Origin of the sequence: Nocardiopsis sp. JB363 (assembly GCF_900143625.1) — a bacterium.
Lineage (GTDB): Bacteria > Actinomycetota > Actinomycetes > Streptosporangiales > Streptosporangiaceae > Nocardiopsis.
This window is the reverse complement of record NZ_FRFF01000140.1, coordinates 109,405-125,764: the sequence shown is the minus strand read 5'-3', so window position 1 is coordinate 125,764 and position 16,360 is coordinate 109,405. Positions and strand designations below refer to the sequence as shown.

Below are 16,360 nucleotides of genomic sequence, written 5' to 3'. Positions count from 1 at the left end.
AAGGCACACGATGGCACACCCCCGCCACCCCGCTCACGCGCGCCCACGCGGCCGCAGGCTCGGCCTGCTCGCCGTCGCCTCGGCGCTCGTGGTCGGCGGTTCCGCCCTCGCGGTCACCGATGTCGTGACCGGCGGCATCATCCCGGTCTCCGCCGAGGCCGCCGAGGTCCCCATCGGCTCCGGCGGCTACACCGACACCCTCCCCGAGGGCTACTCGGGCCCCTCCGATCTGGACGGCAACCCGGTCTCCCCCAAGGTGACCGACGATTTCGAGGGAGCGGCGCCCACCAACGAGTGGTGGTCCTCGCTCATCTTCCAGCGCTACGCCGACAACCCCCACGGTGAGAACCTCTTCGCCCACCCGCTGAGCTATCTGCCGCATTCCGGCGGTCTGGAAATGGGCTACCCCGACTCCCACCAGCTCGTGGGCGACGACCTCAAGTACGAGTACACCGCCGCCACCGACCTCAGCCTCGGCGTGGCCGGGTTGGACTCCCCCGACACCCGCACCGCCGACCACGGCGACTGGACCGTCACCGCCCACTGGGAGGGCGGCGGCTCCACCCTGCGGGTCACCCTCGGCCAGGGCCTGCCCTTCGCCTACGCCGAAACCTCCGGCGGCGCCGCTGAGGTGACCTTCGAAGGCACCCCCGACATCTGGCACGAGGACGGGTCCACCGTCGGCGCGACCGTCAACGGCCGCCACTACGCCCTGTTCTCTCCCTCCGACGCCCCCTGGACCCTTTCGGGCGACACCCTCACCGCCGACACCGGCGACGACGGGTACTACTCCGTGGCCGTCCTGCCCGACCCCGACGACCTGGACACCTTCGCCCCCTACGCGCACTCCGTCGTCACCGACTCGCTCGTCGAGTACGACTACGACGAGAACGCCGCCGCCCTCACCAGCACCTACAGCCTGACGACCGAGGCGCGCGAGGGCGAGGAGACCGGCTCGCTCATGGCGCTCTACCCGCACCAGTGGGCGAACGTCACCGGCGACCTCACCGACCTGACCTACGCCTCACCACGCGGTGAGATGCGCGTGTCCGAGGGCTCGTCCTTCACCACCGAGCTCACCACCCAGGGCATCATGCCCAGCCTGCCCACGGTGGACAGCGCCGACCACGATCGCCTCGCCACACTCATCGACGAGGTCCTGGCGGAGGAGGAACTCTTCCCCGAGCCCGGTGACACCTACTGGGACGGCAAGGCCATGGGGCGGCTGGCCCAGCTCGTGCCCATCGCCGACTCCATCGGCGACACCGAGGCCCGCGACGAACTCCTCGGCCTGGTCAAGGAACGTCTGGAGGACTGGCTGACCGTCGGCGGCACCCGCCAGTTCCACCACGACGCCGAATGGGGCGCCATGCTCGGCTACCCCGACAGCTTCGGCGCCGCCACCGAGCTCAACGACCACGACTTCCACTACGGATACTTCGTCTCCGCGGCCGCCATGGTCGCCCGCTACGACTCCGACTGGGCCGAGGAGGACGCCTGGGGCGGCATGATCCGCCTCCTCATCCGCGACGTCGCCTCCACCGACACCGAGGACGAGATGTTCCCGCGTCTGCGATCCTTCTCCCCCTACGCCGGACACGGCTGGGCCTCCGGCCATGCCGGGTTCGCCGCCGGCAACAACCAGGAGTCCTCCTCCGAGGGCATGCACTTCGCCGCCGCCACCGCCCACTTCGGCGCGCTGACCGGCGACGAGGAACTCCGTGACCTGGGGGTGTACCTGCACACCACGCAGGCCTCCACCATCGCCCGCTACTGGCAGGACCAGGGCGGCGAAACCTTCCCCGAGGACTACCCCGAGGACGTCGTCGGCATGGTCTGGGGCGACGGCGGCGACTACCGCATCTGGTGGGACGGCGGCGACGAGGAGCACTACGGCATCAACTACCTGCCCATCACCGCCGGTTCCCTGTACCTGGGCCACGACCCCGAGCACGCCGGGGCGATCTACGAGTCGCTCGTCGACAAGCTCGGCCGCGAACCCGAGATCTGGCGCGACATCCACTGGGCGCACCGGGCCCTGTCCGATGGGGACGACGCCCTGCGCATGTTCGAGGAGCAGTGGGACACCTACGAACCCGAGGAGGGCGGTTCCAAGCCGCACACCTACCAGTGGGTGTCCACTCTCGCCGAGTTCGGCACCGTGGACGTCTCCGTGACCGCCGACACCGCGCACTACGCGGTCTTCGACAAGTCCGGAACCCGTACCCACACGGCGTTCAACCCGACCTCCGAGACCCTCACCGTCGGTTTCTCCGACGGGACCACCCTGGAGGTCCCCGCCGGCGAAACCGCCGTGACCAGCGGGTAAGGTCCGCTCCGCGACGTTGAGGGTTTTCCGTCCCCGGCCCCGCGCCGGGGGCGGAAAACCCCTCTCCGCGTGATACCGAACCCCATTGAAGTACGACTCACACACGCTCGACCACGCTCCCGTGTACGTTTCAGTCACCGGAGCAGGCCAGAATTACGGACATGGCCCGTACTACTTCCCGCCCCCCCGAGGATCTCGCCGAGAAGATCATCGACATCGACGTCTCCGAGGAGATGCGCGGCAGCTTCCTGGAATACGCGTACTCGGTGATCTATCAACGTGCGCTACCGGACGCACGCGATGGCATGAAGCCGGTTCAACGGCGCATCCTCTACCAAATGAACGAGATGGGTCTGCGGCCCGACCGCGGACACGTCAAGTGCGCCCGTGTGGTCGGGGAGGTGATGGGCCGGCTCCACCCCCACGGCGACTCCGCCATCTACGACGCTTTGGTGCGGCTCAGCCAGTCCTTCGCCATGCGTGTGCCCTTGGTCGACGGCCACGGCAACTTCGGCTCCCTGGGCGGTGACGACGCCCCGGCCGCCATGCGCTACACCGAGGCCCGTCTGGACCGCCCCGCCGAACTGCTGGTGTCCTCCATCGACGAGGACGTCGTCGACTTCAAACCGAACTACGACGGACAGGAGACCGAACCCGAGGTCCTTCCCGCGGCCTTCCCCAACCTCTTGGTCAACGGCACCAGCGGCATCGCCGTGGGCATGGCCACCAACATGGCCCCGCACAACCTCGGCGAGGTCATCGCGGCCGCCCGCCACCTCATCGCGCACCCCGAGGCGGGCCTGGACGAGCTCATGGAGTTCGTTCCCGGCCCCGACCTTCCCACCGGCGGCACCATCGCCGGGCTCGACGGCGTTCGCGACGCCTACCGCAAGGGCCGCGGCACCTTCAAGACGCGCGCGACCGTGTCCATCGAGAAGGTGTCGGCCCGCCGCACCGGCCTGGTCATCACCGAACTCCCCTACAGCGTCGGCCCGGAGAAGGTCGTCGCACGCATCAAGGAACTGGTGCAGTCCAAGAAGCTCCAGGGCATCTCGGACCTGAAGGACCTCACCGACCGCAACCAGGGCCTTCGCCTGGTCATCGAACTCAAGAACGGCTTCAACCCCGAGGCCGTCCTGGAGGAGCTGTACCGGCTCACGCCGATGGAGGAGTCCTTCGGCATCAACAACGTGGCTCTGGTCGACGGTCAGCCGCAGACCTTGGGCCTGCTCGAACTCCTCCAGGTGTACGTCGGCCACCGCCTGGAGGTGGTGCGTCGGCGCAGCGAGTTCCGTCGCAAGAAACGCCGGGAGCGCCTGCACCTGGTCGACGGTCTGGTCGTCGCGCTGCTCGACATCGACCGGGTGATCGCGCTCATCCGTGAGGCCGACGACACCGCGGCCGCTCGTGAGGCCCTCATGGGCGCCTACGAGATGTCCGAGATCCAGGCCCGCTACATCCTCGACACCCCGCTGCGTCGCCTGACCCGCTTCGACCGTCTGGAGCTGGAGACCGAGCGGGAGAAGCTGAACAAGGAGATCGACGAGCTGACGTCGATCCTGGAGTCCGACAAGAAGCTCCGCAAGCTCGTGTCCAAGGAGCTCAACGAGGTCTCCAAGAAGTTCGCCACCCCCCGCCGCACCCAGCTGCGCGAGAGCGACGGCGCCACCCGCTCCGCCGTGATCCCGCTGGAGATGGCCGACCAGCCCTGCCACGTGCTGTTCGGCGTGGAAGGTCGGATCGTCCGCACCAAGGACGGCACGCTGCCCCGCCCGCACGAGGGACTGCGCGTGGCGCACGACACGCTCCACGTGTCGGTGCCCACCACCTCACGCTCGGATGTCGGCCTGGTCACCAGCCTGGGCCGGATGATCCGTGTCCCGGTGGTGGAACTACCGGAACTACCGGAACCACCGGCCCCGCTCGAGGGCGACCAGGACCCGCCCCCGCCCCTGACCCACGGACTGGACGTGGGCGAGTTCGTCGCACTCGACGGCGACGAGACCGTGGTGTCCGTGGTGTCGATGCGGGTCGACGGCCCCGGGTTCGTCGTGGGAACCCTGGGTGGTGTGGTCAAGCGGGTCGCCCCCGACTACCCGCCCAACAAGGACGACTTCGAGATCATCACGCTCAAGGACGACGACCGGATCCTCGGTGTCACCCAGTTGTCCACGGGCGAGGAGGATCTCGCCTTCGTCACCTCCGAGGCGCAGTTGCTGCGTTTCTCCGCCTCGACGGCACGCCCCCAGGGCCGCCTCGCCGGTGGGGTGGCCGGTGTCAAGCTCGCCGAGGACGCCCGCGTATTGTGGTTCGGTGCGGTGCCGAGCCCCGAGGACTCGGTCGTGGTGACCGTGTCCGGTAGCGGTAACGCCCTCGCGGGCACACAGGCCGGATCGGCCAAGGTCACCCCGTTCGAGTCCTACCCCACGAAGGGGCGGGCCACCGGAGGTGTACGCTGCCACCGCTACCTCAAGGGAGAGGACACCCTGCTCTTCGCGTGGGTGGGACGTTCCCCCGCCAGGGCTACGCGTGCGGACGGCAAGCCGGTTCGGCTGCCCGACCTCACCGAGCGGCGGGATGGTTCGGGTGAGGCGCTCACGCGTGCCATCACCACCGTGGGCAGCGGGCAGATCGACTTCGGTATCTCGGCGCCCGACCAGCACGCCTGAGGCCACGTGGGCGCGGGCCGTGCACGGATACTCTCCGTACGCGGCCCGTTCTCCGTGTGCCCATGTACATAGGGAGAAGGAACGCATGAGCGTGAACGAGGACGTCACTCCCCCGGGGCCCTTCGACGACGTGTTCGGCGCCAACGCCGCCTACGTCGAGAACTACTCTTTGGCCGGCCTCAAGCCGCTGGCCGCCCGCGGCCTGGCCCTGGTGACGTGCATGGACTCGCGTATCGAGCCGCTGGAGATGTTGGGTCTGGAACCCGGTGACGCCAAGATCCTGCGGAACGCGGGCGCCCGGGTCACCGATGACACCCTGCGCACCCTGGTCCTGGCCGTGTACCTGCTGGGGGTGGATCGCGTGCTGATCCTGCCGCACACCCGCTGCAAGATGGCGTCCGTGACCGGTGACGACGCGGTCCACGACCACATCATGGAGGACTACGGGGTGGACACCCGCAGCCTGGAGTTCCACACCGACGACGACCAGCTGGGCGCTCTCGGGCACGACCTGGAGCGGATCCGACACCACCCGCTGCTGCCCGACGGCCTGCCGGTGGCCGGCGCGATCTACGACGTGGACACGGGCGGGATCACACCGACGGGGCTCTGACCGACGCCCCTTCCCACCATCCATGTGTCGGGGCCACCAGGACAGGGGATCACTCCAGTGGGCGCGGGGACCACGGCCGCCTCCCGGCACCGGGCCCACGCCCATCCCGTCCACCCCGGCGGGAATACGGTCCCTCCGCGGATCGTCGTGCCCCGCCGCCGGTGTGGCGCGTCGAGAGGAGCACCGTGGCAGAGAGCACCTACGACACCTTCAACCAGGCCCGTATCTTCCTGGAGTTGGGTGACCCGATCTACGCCGCCCGCATCCTGGAGCCCGTGGTGGAGAACGAACCCGGCAGCCTCTCCCTCCTGGAGCTGCTGGGTCGCGCCTACTTCCACTCCGCTCAGCTCAACAGAGCGGAGGCGACCTTCCGTAAACTCATCGAGCTGGACCCGGTGGACAACTGGGCCCACATCGCGCTGGCCCGCACCCTGGAACGGCAGAACCGCCACGAGGAGGCGGCGACCTACAGGCGGATGTACGCGGTGATGTCCGGGGGCTCCCTGGACTGAGTGGACTCCCATGCGGGGCCGGACCCTTCTGTCCGGCCCTTCGTCGTGCGGCTCCGAGCCGAGGGCTAGGCTTCGGTCATGGCTTCCGAACGACCCGACGAGACCCCGGGCGACGACGCTCCGTGGGTCGAGCGATGTTCCGACAGCGCCCGTTCCTGGGCGGACGAGGCGGTCCGCAAGGTGATCGCCGACGACACCCGTTCGGCCGACACGCACTTGCACGTGTTCCCGCTGCCCCCGGAGTGGGGCATCGACCTGTACCTGAAGGACGAGTCGGTGCACCCCACCGGCAGTCTGAAGCACCGGCTGGCGCGGTCACTGTTCCTGTACGGGTTGGCCAACGGTTGGATCACCGAGGGCACCACGATCGTGGAGGCCAGCTCGGGTTCGACGGCGGTCTCGGAGGCCTATTTCGCGCAGCTCCTGGGGCTGGACTTCGTGACGGTGGTACCCCGTAAGACCAGCCCGGAGAAGATCGCGCTCATCGAACGCTACGGGGGCCGCTGCCACTTCGTGGACAACCCGCCGGAGATGTACACCGAGGCGGAACGGCTGGTGGCCGAGAGCGGTGGCCACTACATGGACCAGTTCACCTACGCCGAGCGCGCCACGGACTGGCGGGGCAACAACAACATCGCCGTGTCGATCTTCGAACAGCTGGCGATGGAACGTCATCCCCATCCGGATTGGATCGTGGTGGGCGCCGGCACCGGCGGCACCTCGGCGACCATCGGCCGCTACGTTCGCTATCGGCGGCTCCCCACCCGTCTGGCGGTGGTGGACCCGGAGAACTCGGCGTTCTTCCCCGGGTGGGTGACCGGTGCGCGCGACTACACCACCGGTATGCCGTCGCGGATCGAGGGCATCGGTCGGCCGCGTATGGAGCCCAGCTTCGTCCCGTCGGTGATCGACCTGATGATGCCGGTGCCCGACGCCGCGAGCATCGCCGCGATGCGCCACCTCAACGACCTCACCGGACGCTGCGCGGGCGGTTCCACCGGCACCAATCTGTGGGGGGTGTGGCACCTGATCGCCAGGATGCTCCGGGAGGGCCGCAAGGGCAGTGTGGTCACCCTGATCTGTGACGGCGGCGAACGCTACCAGCACAGCTACTACAACGACGAGTGGGTGTCCGAGAGGGGCCTGGATCCCACCCCGTACCGGGCGGCCATCGACCGTTTCCTCGCCGAGGGCGTGTGGGAGCCGCCCAACACCCCCTGAGGAACCGTCGGAACGACACGGGGCCCGCACCGGAGGTTCTCTCCTCCCGGCGCGGGCCCCGTTCACGCGAGCGGGTCCGTCAGGCGTCGATGCGCTCCAGGTCCAGTTCCTGAGCGCCCTCCTGGATGAACCTGCGACGCGGAGCCACCTCGTTGCCCATCAGCAGGCTGAACACGGACGCGGCCTCCTCGGCCTGCTCCACCCGGATCCGACGCAGGGTGCGGTGGTGCGGGTCCATGGTGGTCTCGGCGAGCTGGTCGGCGTCCATCTCACCCAGACCCTTGTACCGCTGCACCGGTTCCTTCCAGGAGATCTTGCGCTTCTCCAGGTCCAGCACGGTGCGTCGCAGCTCGGCGTCGGAGTAGGTGTAGATGTAGCGGTCCTCGGGCTTGGCCCCGCGCTTCTGCCGCACGTTGGTCAGCTCGATGCGGTGCAGCGGCGGCACGGCCGCGAACACCCGGCCGGCCTCCAGCATGGGGCGCATGTACCGATAGATCAGGGTGAGCAGCAGGCAGCGGATGTGGGCGCCGTCGACGTCGGCGTCGGCCATGAGGATGATCCGGCCGTAACGCGCGGCGTCGATGTCGAAGGTCCGCCCCGAACCGGCCCCGATGACCTGGAGGATCGCGGCGCACTCGGCGTTCTTGAGCATGTCCGCGACCGAGGACTTCTGCACGTTGAGGATCTTGCCCCGAATGGGCAGCAGCGCCTGGAACTCCGAGTCCCGGGCCAGCTTGGCGGTGCCCAGCGCGGAGTCACCCTCGACGATGAACAGCTCGCTGTGCTCCAGCCCCTCGCTGCGACAGTCCACCAGCTTGGCGGGAAGGGCCGAGCTCTCCAGCGCGTTCTTGCGACGCTGGGTCTCACGCTGCTGGCGGGCGGCCAGGCGGGCCTTGGCCGCGCCCACCACCTTCTCCATGACCAGGCGGGCCTTGGCCTTCTCGGTCTTCTTGGTGGAGGTGAGGAACTCGCGCACACCCTGGCCGACCACCTGGGAGACGATCCGGGAGGCCGCGGAGGTGCCCAGGACCTCCTTGGTCTGACCCTCGAACTGGGGTTCGGGGAGGCGCACGGTGACGACCGCGGTGAGCCCCTCCTGGGTGTCGTCCTTGGTGACCGGGTCGTCGCTGTTCTTCAGCAGTTTGGTGGCGCGCAGCTGGTCGTTGACCACCCGGACCAGGGCACGCTCGAAACCGTTGAAGTGGGTGCCGCCCTTGGGGGTGGAGATCACGTTGACGAAGGTGCGCACGTTGGTGTCGTAGCCGGTCCCCCAACGCAGGGCCACGTCCACGTCCAGCTGGCGTTGGACGTCGGCGGGCACCATGTGGCCGGACTCGTCCAATACCGGGACGGTCTCGTTGAAGTGGCCGCTGCCCTGGATGCGCAGGACATCGCTCACGGCGTCGTCGGGGGCCAGGAAGGTACAGAACTCGCTGATCCCACCGTCGAAGCGGAACTCCTCGGTGTAGACGGGTTCGCCCTCGGTCCGCTCGTCGCGCACGGCGATGGTCAGACCCGGCACGAGGAAGGCGGTCTGGCGGGCCCGGTCCAGCAGGTTCTGCCGAATGATCTCGGCTTCCTTGAGGAAGATCTGGTGATCCGGCCAGAAGCGGGTGCGGGTACCGGTGATCTTCTTGGCGACCTTGCGGACCTGCTCCAGTCCGGAGACCGGGGTGAACTCGGCGTCGGGGCCGTCACCGGCGAATCGACCGGCGAGACCGCGGTGGAAGCTGATGGCGTGGGTGTGGCCCTGTCTATCGACCTCGACGTCCACCCGGGCGGACAGGGCGTTGACGACGGAGGCGCCGACGCCGTGCAGACCACCGGAGGCGGTGTAGGAGCCGGAGCCGAACTTTCCGCCCGCGTGGAGCTTGGTCATGATCAGCTCGACACCGGGCAGCCCCGACCTGGGCTCGACGTCCACCGGGATGCCACGGCCGTCGTCGCTGACGGAGACGGAGCCGTCCGTGTGCAGGGTCACGTCGATACGTCCGCAGTAGCCGCCCAGGGCCTCGTCGACGGAGTTGTCGATGATCTCCCACATGCAGTGGGTGAGGCCGCGGCTGTCGGTCGACCCGATGTACATGCCCGGCCGTTTGCGAACCGCTTCGAGGCCCTCGAGGACCGACAGGTGCCGGGCGGAGTAATCCTCGGGGTCGTGGACGGCTGCGGTCAAGGCGGTCACTCGGACATCTCCTGCGTCTTGTGGGCCATCGGGGGCGCTGATGCGGCGTGTGCCCTTTGTAGCGCGCCGCACCGACGGTTGAAGGGGCCAGGTTACGACGGGCGAAGGCCTGTGTCGTGACGCGGGCCGTATGGGTGGGGTCGTGTCTCCCCTAGAAGGGGCGCGTCCTCGACGTCGTCGCCGGGAGCGCTGTGACCGGCTCCACGGACCGACGTCGGGAATCGGTCGGGCCTGCCCCGCGCGAGACTACCACCTCTGACGGTTGCGACCTGGATACGACCGTTTTCCGGGGATAGTCAGGCCCTACCGATGGGTACAAGGAGGAGGAGACAAGGCACCGGAACAGAAAGGCCCCAACCTGCATCTTCCAGACACGAACCGGGCGGATTCCGCTGTCGGCGTACACGGGGTCGGGTTGGGAACGTCTGGGTCGGGTTAAATGTTGTCAGAGGTGACTAACGCCGAGTATTGAGGATGGCGAAGTGACTGGAACCCTTGCCCCCACTCAGCCGCTGACGGCTGCCGACCGTTGCGACCGCTGTGGTGCACAGGCCTACGTCCGGGTACTACTGAACTCCGGCGGTGAACTTCTGTTCTGTGCGCACCACATGCGCAAGCACGACGACTCGATCCGCAAGATCGCCTCGGACATCCAGGACGAGACGAGCAAGCTCACCGAGAGCGAGAACAGCGGCGGGGATGAGCGTTAGCCACAACGAGCATGATTGCGATGACGGCGGCCCCCGAGGGGGCCGCCGTCGTCGTTCATGGGCCCTCAGCCGGTGAGCACCCGGTTGTGGTACCGGGAGACCTCGGTGAAACCGGCGGCCCGGTACAAGCTCAGCGCAGGCCCGTTGTCGGCCACCACGCACAGGTAGGCGTTCCGAGCGCCCTTGTCGTGCGCCCAGCCGAGCAGGTCCCCTAGGACCGCCCTGGCCACGCCCCGCCCTCGGGCCTCCCGGGCGGTGACCATCGCGCAGATCGCCACGGAATCCCCGTCCAGCACCGCGCATCCGCGGCCGTTCCCGCTCTCGTGGACGCCGTAGGCCGCCGTCACCCGGCTCAGGATCCGCACCACACCGCCGACCATCGCCGGGTCGGAGTCGCTCCCGGTGGCCGGCCCCGTCCAACTCTCCGTAGGACGGTCCGTGATCCGCGTGCTTCCGAGGCCTTCGGGCCGCTCATCGAGCTCCCGGGCCAGAACCAGGCTGGGTTCCACGGTCGCGTAACCGTGTTCGGCGAGCCGCTCGTCCACGCCCTCCTGCCCCGGCCACACCTGGACACAGGGGCGCAGCCCTCGCTCCCGATAGAACGCGGTGACCTCCGCCACATCCGCGTCGAGGTCCTCCACCAACGCGCAGTTGGCCCGTTTGGTGACGCCGTCGGCCACCCCGAACCGCCAACCATCACGGGTCTCGACCTCGAACGGGGGCCAGTCCCTGGACACCCGTGCCGCCCAAGCGTGCATGTTCGTTTCCTCACCGGTCGCTGAGCGCCAGATCCTATCCACCGGCCATGAAGCACGATCTAACATGGGCCCGGGTTCCCCCGACATCGACGATCCGGAGAAGAGAAACATCCATGCTCATCCTGCTCCCGCCCTCCGAGGGCAAGGCCACCTCCGGTGACGGTCCGCGCCTGGACCTCGGCGCGCTGACCCTGCCCGGACTGGCCGCGGACCGGGAACGGGTCATGGCGGCGCTCACCGAACTGTGCGCCGGTCCCGAGGACACCGCCCGCGAGGTGCTGGGCCTGTCCGTTTCCCAGACCGACGCGCTCAAGCGCAACCTGGACCTGGCCACCGCGCCCACTCTGCGCGCCGCGGACCTGTACACGGGCGTGCTCTACGACCGTCTGGGGTTGCCCAGGTCGCTCACCGACCACGTCGACCGCGTACGCGAGCGGATCCTGGTGTTCTCCGGACTGTGGGGCGTGGTCGGACCGGACGACCACCTGCCGCCCTACCGGCTCTCCATGGGTGTGAAGCTGCCGTCGACGGGCGGTCTGGGCGCCTACTGGCGCAAGGCGCTCACCGGCCCGCTGGGCGAACTCGCCGAGGGTCGTCTGCTGGTGGACTGCCGATCCGCGTCCTATGCCGCGGCCTTCAAGCCGACCGGCGAGGCCGCCGAACGCACCGTGGCCGTGCGGGTCCTGCGCGAGCGCGAGGTGGACGGCCAGGTGAGGCGTTCGGTGGTCAGCCACATGGCCAAGGCCACCCGCGGGGACATCGCCCGTGTTCTGGTCACCGAGAACGTCGAGGCCCGGACCCCCGAGGAACTGACGGCGGCGCTGCGCGACCTCGGCCACACCGTCGAGCTCCGCCCCGCCGGCAAACCCGGCACCGCACGCACGATGGACGTGGTGGTCCGGGATTAGTGGTGTGCGCTTCGGACAGACCGAAGCGCGCACGAAAACGGACCAGTTGGACTTTATGCCGCACCTACAGTACGTGGGGCAGCATGGGTCCCATCGGATGGAGTTCGGACTCCGTGCGGGGGATGAACAGCCCGGTGCTACGCGAGGGACACGCGGGGGTCGCCACACGCCCGTGAGCGGGCCGGGCAGGAGAAAACGACAGGCGCGCCTTCCCGCGGGAGGGCGCGCCTTCGCTTTTCAGTCCACGGCTGTGGTCCGGTCCTGGGCCGACTGATTAGTCCAGGTAATCGCGGAGCACCTGCGAACGCGACGGGTGACGGAGCTTCGACATCGTCTTGCTCTCGATCTGCCGGATGCGCTCACGGGTGACCCCGTAGACCTTGCCGATCTCGTCTAAAGTCTTGGGCTGACCGTCGGTGAGACCGAAGCGCATGGAGACCACGCCGGCCTCGCGCTCGGAGAGGGTGTCCAGCACCGAGTGCAGCTGCTCCTGAAGCAGGGTGAAGCTGACCGCCTCGCCCGGCTGGATCGCCTCGGAGTCCTCGATGAGGTCACCGAACTCGCTGTCGCCGTCCTCGCCCAGCGGGGTGTGCAGGGAGATCGGCTCGCGGCCGTACTTCTGCACCTCGACGACCTTCTCCGGGGTCATGTCGAGTTCCTTGGCCAGCTCCTCCGGGGTGGGCTCGCGGCCCAGGTCCTGGAGCATCTGCCGCTGCACGCGGGCCAGCTTGTTGATGACCTCGACCATGTGCACCGGGATACGGATGGTGCGGGCCTGGTCGGCCATCGCGCGGGTGATCGCCTGCCGGATCCACCACGTGGCGTACGTGGAGAACTTGAAGCCCTTGGTGTAGTCGAACTTCTCCACCGCGCGGATCAGACCGAGGTTGCCCTCCTGGATCAGGTCCAGGAACAGCATGCCGCGACCGGTGTAGCGCTTGGCCAGGGAGACGACCAGACGCAGGTTCGCCTCCAGCAGGTGCTTCTTGGCGCGGCCACCGTCCTCGGAGATCCACTCCAGCTCGTCACGGAGCTCGAAGGTGAGGACGTCGTCCTCCTCGGAGAGCTTCTCGTCGGCGAACAGGCCGGCCTCGATGCGCTTGGCGAGCTCGACCTCCTGCTCGGCGTTGAGCAGCGGCACCTTACCGATCTGCTTCAGGTAGTCCTTGACCGGGTCCGCGGTGGCACCGGCCGCGACCACCTGAGCGGCGGGGGCGTCGTCGTCATCGTCGTAGAGAACGAAGGAGTCGTCGTCCTTCTTCGGCTTGACCGGGGCGCCGACCGTCTCCGGCTTGGCCGGCTTGGCGGACTCGCTGTCGGAGGTGTCCTCGACCAGCTCCAGCTCGGCGCCGGTGTGTTCGAGGTCGTCGTCCAGACCCTCATCGGAGGCCTCACCGGTGTCCGGTGCCAGCTCCAGGTCCTTCTTGGTGGACTTCTTGGTCGCCGCCTTCTTGGCCGTCGCGGTCTTCTTGGTGGTCGCCTTCTTGGGGGCGGCCGCCTTCTTCGCGGTGGCCTTCTTGGCCGCGGGCTTCTTCTCGGCGTCGCCCTCGGCGGAGTCGACGACGGCGGTGACCGTCTCCGGCTGCTCCTGAGCGGCCGCCGCGGCCCGCGCGGGCTTGGTGGTCGAGCGGGTGGTGGTGGTGCTACTGGACCGAGACGTGGTGGTCTTGCGCCGCGTGGTCTTGCGCCGGGAGGAGGCCGATTCCGGAACCAGAACGGTCACGCCCTCCTTTGCGAGGCTGCGGAGCACCGATTGCGCCTGCGACATCGGGATTTCGGCCTCTTCGAAGGCACGGCGCACGTCCTCGGGCTCAAGGAAGCCCTGGGACCGCCCACGCTCGATCAGCTGCTGAATGACGGGCTCTTGCAGTGACTCGGACTGCTTCGAGCGAGTCGAACTGGCAGATGACACAAACACCTCTCGAACGGACGTGTGGCGAGATTCGTCGGACCCGGTGGTCCGGATGGCCGGGACCGGGCACTGCACCCTCTCCCACCTGCGGCCAGGGATCGTCCCCACTGGACGGGAAGCCGGGATCACCCCCGCTTCATGGGGCGCGGCGGCTTCTTCACTGTAAGCAAAGCAATGGACTTGTTCGTACGGTCTACCGCTCTGACACCGAATCGATCACCGGAAGCTGAACGGCGAGCAGAGTGACATCATCGTCCTGCTCATACCCTTCGAGCATGCTCTCAACAAGGTACTCCAGCATCTGCTGTGGATCGCCCACCACATCGGGCCGGGCCTCAGCCGCCTTCTGGACCAGCTCGTCGAGTCCCGCGTCGACCGATCGTTTGCGGTTCTCAATCAGTCCATCGGAGTAGAGGGCGACGGTGTTACCGGGTTGTACGAAGAATTTGTGGTGGCCCCTCGGTGAGCTGACCCCGAGCGGTGTGTCGGGCTCGGTGTCGAGCAGCGAGGGCCCGGCGTTACCGGCGACCACCAGCGGTGGAAGGTGTCCCGCGTTGCTGAGGTCGAGCTGGCCGGTCACCGGGTCCAGGACGAAATACACCAGGGTTGTCACCTGATCCATTCCCTCCGTGGCCGAGAACATGCGGTCGAGCCCGGTCAGCACGTCGGCCGGTTCGGGCATGGAGAAGGCCAGTGCGCGCAACGCGTTGCGGATCCGGCTCATTCCCGCGGCCGCCGGAATGCCCTTGCCCATGACGTCGCCGAGGACCCCGGCGACACGGCCGTCGGGCAGCGGGAAGGCGTCGTACCAGTCGCCGCCGACCTGCACGTGTTGGGAGCCCGACCGGTAGTAGGCGGCCAGGCGCACGCCGCGCACCTCGGGCAACTCCTCCGGCAGCAGACTGCGCTGGAGCTCCTCGGCGGTGCCGTGTTCGCGTTCGTAGACGATGGCCCGGCCGATGGCCAGGGCGCACTGCCCGGCGAGCGCCTCCAGGAACACGCGTTCCTCGTCGGGGACCTCGCGCGGGGACGTGAAGGAGAAACGCAGGGCGCCGATGGGACGGCCCGCGGCCATCATCGGCAGTGCCACCCAGGCGCGCTCGTCGGTGCGCTCCAAAAGGCCCTCGACCTCGGATGCGTCGTCGAAGAGTGCGCGCAGTTCGGCGGGGCCGGCGGCCAGCCGAGGCAGGCGGTCGGCCACGGCCAGCGACGCGACGTCGGGGTAGTCCAGGGAGAACCCGTTGCGCGGCAGCCCCCGGGAGCCGTCCGCGGAGAGCATGCGCAGACGCAGTCGGTCCCGGTCGAACAGGGCCAGTGAGGTGTGGCCGGCGCCCACCCCGGAGCGACCGATCTCGGACATGGCCTGGACGACCTCCTCGGCGGTGAGCGCCTCGGCCAGGTCGGAGGTGGCCTTCTGCAGCCGGGCGGTGCGCATGGCGGCCTCGCTGAGCTGCTGGTTGAGCCGTTGACGTAGCTCGTCGGCCTCGCGTTCGGTGGTGATGTCGACCAGGGTGCCGACCCACTCGGCGGTCTCGGCGCCGTTCATGACGGGGTTCGCCCGCGCGCGGTAGTGGTCGTAACCACCCGAACGCGTGCGAACGCGGAACATGGCGTCGAAGGGGGTGACGTCCAGGACGGCGTCGTCCCAGGCACGTTCGACGCGGGGGCGGTCGTCGGGATGGACGGAGCCCAGCCAGCCGTGGACGAGGTAGGACTCCAGGTCCTGCCCGGTGAGGGTGCGCCACTGGGGGCAGTCCTCGTGGATCTCGCCGCCGGGGCCCGTCGACCAGATGATCTGGTTTCCGGCCTGGAGCAGGGCGCGCAGGCGCTGTTCGCCTCGGTGCGCGGCGTCCTCGTGGTCACGGGCGGCGATGAGCGCGACGTGTTCGTCACCGCCGGTCGGGTCGTTGACCGGGAACCAGGTGAGGTCCCAGGAGTGCCCTTCGGTGGTGCGGTGACGGCCGCGCACGGCCTGGCCGCTCTCGCGCACCGACGCCAGGGACGTGGTCTGAGCGGCAGCGCCGGAGGTGTCGCCGCCCTCTTCCAGGACCTGACCCGGGGTACGTCCCAGGCAGCGTTCGGGGGTACTGCCGAAGACGGCGGCCATACGCGGATTGATCGATCCGAAGACGTCGTCGGGACCGAGTAGAGCGAATCCGATGGGGGCGTCGGTGAGCAGGGTCTGCACCGCGTCCGGCAGTTCCGACACGTTGATCCGGGGAGGGGGAATGGACGTCTCGGCGCTCAACTACTCGACACCTCCGGAACCATCGGAATCCCCAGCCGGGGCTGTTTTCGGACCGCGTGGTCCCCTGCGCACCGTGCCCGCCACCCGTGTCCGACGACGTCATGGCGCGGGGTGCGCGGCGTCGTTTCCGTTCGGGGGACTCCGCGGCTCCCAGGAGTCACGCTCAATGACTCCTCTCGGCCGCTGTCACGGTTCAAGCATAAGACACGGCCCTCCGCGCGCAACGTCTGTGGTTTCGGGGGACACGGTTGTACACGGAAGGTAAATAGTAGGCCACCGGACGCCGTGCCCACAG

The 16,360-nt window shown here is 68.5% G+C and carries 11 protein-coding genes; 7 read left to right on the top strand and 4 right to left on the bottom strand.

The genetic code is table 11. The annotated features are described in order from the left end of the window. The first annotated feature begins 10 nt into the window (after positions 1-10). From BQ8420_RS22955 to BQ8420_RS22935, 5 genes are all read left to right on the top strand, one after another. Positions 11-2,329 (top strand): glycosyl hydrolase, encoded by a 2,319-nt coding sequence (locus BQ8420_RS22955; RefSeq protein ID WP_087101223.1) that lies wholly within the window; start codon positions 11-13, stop codon positions 2,327-2,329. Positions 2,330-2,490: 161 nt separating this feature from the next. Next, on the top strand, positions 2,491-4,998 hold the full coding sequence (locus BQ8420_RS22950) for a DNA topoisomerase (ATP-hydrolyzing) subunit A (protein ID WP_087101222.1): 2,508 nt from the start codon (positions 2,491-2,493) through the stop codon (positions 4,996-4,998). 85 nt (positions 4,999-5,083) lie between these two features. Further along, positions 5,084-5,611 carry a carbonic anhydrase gene (locus tag BQ8420_RS22945; protein WP_087101221.1) on the top strand — a complete coding sequence of 176 codons (528 nt, stop codon included), beginning with the start codon at positions 5,084-5,086 and terminating at the stop codon, positions 5,609-5,611. Between the two features lie 185 nt (positions 5,612-5,796). After that, on the top strand, positions 5,797-6,123 hold the full coding sequence (locus tag BQ8420_RS22940; protein WP_087101220.1) for a tetratricopeptide repeat protein: 327 nt from the start codon (positions 5,797-5,799) through the stop codon (positions 6,121-6,123). 78 nt (positions 6,124-6,201) lie between these two features. Then, positions 6,202-7,344 carry a PLP-dependent cysteine synthase family protein gene (locus tag BQ8420_RS22935; protein WP_087101219.1) on the top strand — a complete coding sequence of 381 codons (1,143 nt, stop codon included), beginning with the start codon at positions 6,202-6,204 and terminating at the stop codon, positions 7,342-7,344. A gap of 79 nt (positions 7,345-7,423) precedes the next feature. Here BQ8420_RS22935 and BQ8420_RS22930 read toward each other — a convergent pair whose 3' ends face one another. Next, positions 7,424-9,529 carry a type IIA DNA topoisomerase subunit B gene (locus tag BQ8420_RS22930; RefSeq protein WP_087101218.1) on the bottom strand — a complete coding sequence of 702 codons (2,106 nt, stop codon included), beginning with the start codon at positions 9,527-9,529 and terminating at the stop codon, positions 7,424-7,426. A gap of 482 nt (positions 9,530-10,011) precedes the next feature. Between BQ8420_RS22930 and BQ8420_RS22925 the strand changes: the two genes are divergently transcribed. Beyond that, a complete protein-coding gene (locus BQ8420_RS22925) occupies positions 10,012-10,239 on the top strand; it encodes a hypothetical protein (protein WP_067603379.1) in 228 nt (75 codons plus the stop codon). A 65-nt stretch (positions 10,240-10,304) separates the two neighbouring features. Here the strand turns inward: BQ8420_RS22925 and BQ8420_RS22920 are convergent, their stop codons facing one another. Then, positions 10,305-10,997: a GNAT family N-acetyltransferase gene (locus BQ8420_RS22920; RefSeq protein WP_200816056.1), complete on the bottom strand. Its 693-nt coding sequence runs from the start codon at positions 10,995-10,997 to the stop codon at positions 10,305-10,307. Between the two features lie 113 nt (positions 10,998-11,110). Here BQ8420_RS22920 and yaaA point away from each other — a divergent pair, with 113 nt between their 5' ends. Next, the gene (yaaA, locus tag BQ8420_RS22915) at positions 11,111-11,905 is read left to right on the top strand and encodes a peroxide stress protein YaaA (protein ID WP_087101217.1); all 795 of its coding nucleotides are present in this window, start codon (positions 11,111-11,113) and stop codon (positions 11,903-11,905) included. Positions 11,906-12,179: 274 nt separating this feature from the next. Here the strand turns inward: yaaA and BQ8420_RS22910 are convergent, their stop codons facing one another. Next, positions 12,180-13,817 (bottom strand): RNA polymerase sigma factor, encoded by a 1,638-nt coding sequence (locus BQ8420_RS22910; protein WP_087101216.1) that lies wholly within the window; start codon positions 13,815-13,817, stop codon positions 12,180-12,182. A 193-nt stretch (positions 13,818-14,010) separates the two neighbouring features. After that, complete coding sequence (locus BQ8420_RS22905; protein ID WP_200816055.1) at positions 14,011-16,065, bottom strand: SpoIIE family protein phosphatase; 2,055 nt, start codon at positions 16,063-16,065, stop codon at positions 14,011-14,013. Positions 16,066-16,360: the final 295 nt, after the last annotated feature.

Bases quoted from the DNA above. Each gene is read 5' to 3' on its own strand.
- BQ8420_RS22920 (WP_200816056.1), bottom strand. From the start codon at position 10,997: ATGCACGCTTGGGCGGCACGGGTGTCCAGGGACTGGCCCCCGTTCGAG.
- BQ8420_RS22950 (WP_087101222.1), top strand. From the start codon at position 2,491: ATGGCCCGTACTACTTCCCGCCCCCCCGAGGATCTCGCCGAGAAGATC.
- yaaA (WP_087101217.1), top strand. From the start codon at position 11,111: ATGCTCATCCTGCTCCCGCCCTCCGAGGGCAAGGCCACCTCCGGTGAC.
- BQ8420_RS22935 (WP_087101219.1), top strand. From the start codon at position 6,202: ATGGCTTCCGAACGACCCGACGAGACCCCGGGCGACGACGCTCCGTGG.
- BQ8420_RS22945 (WP_087101221.1), top strand. From the start codon at position 5,084: ATGAGCGTGAACGAGGACGTCACTCCCCCGGGGCCCTTCGACGACGTG.
- BQ8420_RS22955 (WP_087101223.1), top strand. From the start codon at position 11: ATGGCACACCCCCGCCACCCCGCTCACGCGCGCCCACGCGGCCGCAGG.